The sequence below is a fragment of the Dialister sp. genome (genome assembly GCF_036343215.1).
Lineage (GTDB): Bacteria > Bacillota > Negativicutes > Veillonellales > Dialisteraceae > Dialister.
Genome location: NZ_JAZASU010000134.1, coordinates 1 through 3836, shown reverse-complemented (window position 1 = coordinate 3836; position 3836 = coordinate 1). Strand labels below are relative to the sequence as shown.

Genomic DNA, 3836 nt, shown 5'->3' with positions numbered 1-3836 from the left:
CTCCTTTCAACTTTTGCTTTAAGCATAACATGTAACTGTTTTTAGGAGTAGAGTGTCCATGGCAAAGGGATTTTCCAGTTTACCCTGTCCTATGTTCGGGGATACCAGTTTCCCGTGTCCAATTTCCTAGGACCATTTTAGCACTTTATGAGTTGTGTGCCGCCACCTTCCCGAGTCCCGTTTCCCGAGTCCCGAACGATTCAAAGCTTCGAAGACAGCTGTTAATTCAAAGCTGCGGAGAATTCAGTCCAAAATCCAAAAAGGCCGCCTCATGAATTTGGCCCACTTTCCCGGATTCCGGATTCCGGTATACCGTAATGGTTCTCGAATGATTGCCTCTCCCGTTCGTCGATATCGGAAGGCCATAATGGGACCCGGGAATTTGCCGCTGTCAGATTTTCACTTCCACGCCGGTATCTGCCTGATCGACCCGGGCGGAGAGGATGGTGGCTTTCTGTTCCAGTTCTCTGGCTCTTTTTGCCATGGCAGAGATGTCGTAGGTGGCCTGTTTGACGAGGTTTCCTCTTTCGGTGTAGGAGGTGACTCTTTCTCTGGGCCGGTTATTTCCCAGTTCTTTGCAGGATGCGGCTTCATTCCGATAGAGGATTGATTTTTCGATGAGGTCGCTGATGCTGTCTCCTTTTTTCTCGGGCACGGTTCCGATGGGGGAAGCGGTATTGGCCCGGCGGATGAGGGAGGTGATTTCGAAGTATTTTTCCATATAGTCGTCGATTTCTTTTGTGAGGAGGTCGACTCTTTCTTCGGGGAGGAGGTAGTCTTCCCATTTTTCTCCGTCTTCCATGGTGACGAGGGCGATGTTTTTCCGTTTTTCCTGGAGTTCGGTGATGAATGCACGGATCTGGCCTTTCAGTACGATTGCGTCTTTGAGTTTCATAGGTGCCGCCTTTCTATATCAATTCATAAATTGGACAAAGTAACGGCAGGGACCGCGCTATGCGTGACTCCTGCCGGGCGGTCCGGAGGACTTTTTTGTGATTACGATCACGATTCAATGGAAAATGTCTCTCTTTCCGGACGTCTTTCCATGGGCCGCGTTCTCATTCGTCCAGCGTTCATTGGATTGGCTCCCTCATCCCCGGTCTGCCTGCGGGATTTCTCCCGGTGATTACAGGGTACCAGTTTTCGGGGATGGTTTCACGGAAAAAAAGGTGCGAACCCGGCATTTCTATTTCTGTATTTCATGGAAATACAGCAGGCCTTACTCCGAAAAAAGTCAGCATGTTATCTTTTTTCGGAGTAAGGCTATGGAAATTGCAGGGAATCATTATCTTCAGAAACTCATTGACCGCCGTGAAAACGGATCGATCAAGGTCATTACGGGTCTTCGCCGGGCAGGAAATTCGTATCTTCTTGTCCGTAGATGATCATGGTAAACCTCTTTTGTAAAAATCAGAATTCTTTTGCCTTTCGTATACCATTAAACGTAAGCGGACTCTTCATCTTGTATTCTATGAATTCCTATATAAATAAAAAGACACCGGCAAACAGTCGTTGTTTCAAATGACAATTAAGAAGCGCCGAGTCCCCCGAAATGGATCCCGCCCCCTTGACAGCCCTGATTGAAAAGTCGTCAAAACAGAAAACCGGAAACAAAAAGGGCGCCTTCATGATTTCAAGGCGCCTGCTTTCACTTACCGCTTTTCCTCTGCAGAAATACTTCCTCTACCCGATACATATAGGCCCCGTTATCGAAGGTGATTTTCTTCACCTCCACGTGAGACGCCTCATCGCAGTAATGGAGATGGGAAAGCTGGCCTGCCATATCGAGGTACTGCCAGCAGGGCTTCTTTTCTTCCGTTTCAAAAAGTAGAAATAAATAAGGCGTCAGCGCCGAAACTTCACTTTTTGCTTCCGACATGGCGGAGAGAAGAACGCCAATATCGATGGCTCCCCCGTCGGGCAGGTCCGGTTTCGGCGTAAATTCCTTCGCCACCGTGGTGACGGAGAAATAGCGGAGGGGAAAATCGTAGGTTGTTTCCTGTTTCATAGAAATGTTCCTTTACTATCATTCGTTAGAGGGATTGGGGATTGGGGATCAGGGGCGGTAGCCGCTTTAATTCATATGGCGGCCCTTTTCTGATATGGGTTCCGGTCGGAAAGTAGAATTTCCATATATTTGCGCCCGAAGGGCCCCACCTTCACTTTTCACTGACCACTTTTCCTTCCAGATACCCATGAAGCTCCTCTTTCCATAAGAGCAGGGCGGGATTTGTATTTCCTTCATTCCAGGCGAGGACGGTGGGGAAGGGTTTCGTTTCCTCTTTGAGGGAAATATAAGACAGCCCCGGGGCATCTTCAGAAGGACAGTCGAAAGAGGGAAGGATGGCGATTCCCTGGCCGGCCCGCACCTGGAAGAGGATTTCCTCTGCCGTGGAGCAGACTTTTTCTATTTTCGGCGTAAAGCCCCATTTCGTGCAGATTCCTTTCACCAGCGCAAGACCTCTGGCAGAAGAATTCCCCTGGAGCACCAGGAAAGGTTCCGTTTCCAGACTGCGGAAAGTCTTCCGTTTCTTCATGACGAAGGGATGATTTGATGGAAATACGAGGGTATGCCAGGACTCCCCGATTTCCTCCGTTTTCAGGGATTCCGGGAAAGAAAGGCCCAGATCGTCGGTCATGGCACAGTCCAGACGCTTCGCGGACAAAGCCTCCTGAATCTGCCGGAAATCGAGAAGGTCAAAATGCAGGGATACTTCCGGATGCTTTTCCCTGAAAGTGCGGATGAAGGGCAGACTTTTCCCGGCAAGCCCCGTCCCCATGATCCCGATGCGGAGAGACCGGGCTCCCGTTTTTGCCGCCTCTCTGACCGCTTTCAGCATTTTTTCTTCCTGCGCCAGAAGGGCCTTGCTTTCCTCCAGGAAAACAATCCCCGCATAAGTGAGCCGGGCATACCGTTTCGTCCGTTCCACCAGAGTCAGCCCCAGTTCATTTTCCAGGATCGCGATCTTCTTCGAAAGCGTAGGCTGGGCAATATAAAGGGCCTCCGAAGCCTTCGTGAAACTCCCATACTTCGCCAGCGCCTGAAAAGCCAGAATGTCATCTTTTTCCATCGTATACTTTATTCCTTTTCAGAATATAAACTGATAAAAAATTGACGTTTCCCGTGATTTACTATACTTATTATAATACAAATGGAATAATTTTAATAGTTTTTAAATCCTGTAGGGCAATCATCCCAACCATAAAGCAGTCATTTCTGATTCGGAACTGAATGCTTCGCAGCTTTGAATTTTCAGCCGTCTCCGGGACTTTGCATCGTTCGGGATTCGGGACATCGGGACTCGGGAAGGTGGCGCGGCACAAATGATATAGCCGCGCCCTTTTATATTTTCTGCACTACAGATGCAAGGCACATTTGCGGAAAACGTAAAGCATGCTGCAGGGCCCCACCTTTCCAAGCCTGGAAAGGTGGCTGCGGAGCAGCCGGAAAGGTTGTTCAATTATACAAGGCACAAACAGGGCTGACTGAAGAAACATTCTCTGGGAAAATGTGACAATCGGTCCGCGAGCAGGCTTCCCCCCGGGGAAGCTGGCCCGAAGGGCCTGAAAGGGCAGGGAAAGTAATCCCGGCGGCCGAAGGCCGCCTGATTGTCAACCTTCCCCAGATGGGGAAGGTGCCCCGCAGGGGCGGATGGGATGATTTATGCTTGTTTGCTCATGTGCGTAAAAAGCTCATTCACCACTTCAAGCATCAGTCTTCCCCCCTCGTATCATAGGTGTAGAAGCTAAGAAATATGGCTTCTACACCTATTTGAGCTTTATTAGAAGCTCTATTGTGCAAGGTATCCTGATGCTACAATCTAGGTAGATGGATT

General features: G+C 49.3%; 3 protein-coding genes. All 3 read right to left on the bottom strand.

Annotated features, from left to right (window positions below):
* Nucleotides 1–391 precede the first annotated feature (391 nt).
* On the bottom strand, nt 392–895 hold the full coding sequence (locus VZT47_RS09665; protein ID WP_330224757.1) for a hypothetical protein: 504 nt from the start codon (nt 893–895) through the stop codon (nt 392–394).
* Between the two features lie 753 nt (nt 896–1648).
* Nucleotides 1649–2008 (bottom strand): hypothetical protein, encoded by a 360-nt coding sequence (locus tag VZT47_RS09660; protein ID WP_330224756.1) that lies wholly within the window; start codon nt 2006–2008, stop codon nt 1649–1651.
* Nucleotides 2009–2159: 151 nt separating this feature from the next.
* On the bottom strand, nt 2160–3071 hold the full coding sequence (locus tag VZT47_RS09655; RefSeq protein ID WP_330224755.1) for a LysR family transcriptional regulator: 912 nt from the start codon (nt 3069–3071) through the stop codon (nt 2160–2162).
* Between the last annotated feature and the right edge of the window lie 765 nt (nt 3072–3836).

Bases quoted from the DNA above. Each gene is read 5' to 3' on its own strand.
- VZT47_RS09665 (WP_330224757.1), bottom strand. From the start codon at position 895: ATGAAACTCAAAGACGCAATCGTACTGAAAGGCCAGATCCGTGCATTC.
- VZT47_RS09660 (WP_330224756.1), bottom strand. From the start codon at position 2,008: ATGAAACAGGAAACAACCTACGATTTTCCCCTCCGCTATTTCTCCGTC.
- VZT47_RS09655 (WP_330224755.1), bottom strand. From the start codon at position 3,071: ATGGAAAAAGATGACATTCTGGCTTTTCAGGCGCTGGCGAAGTATGGG.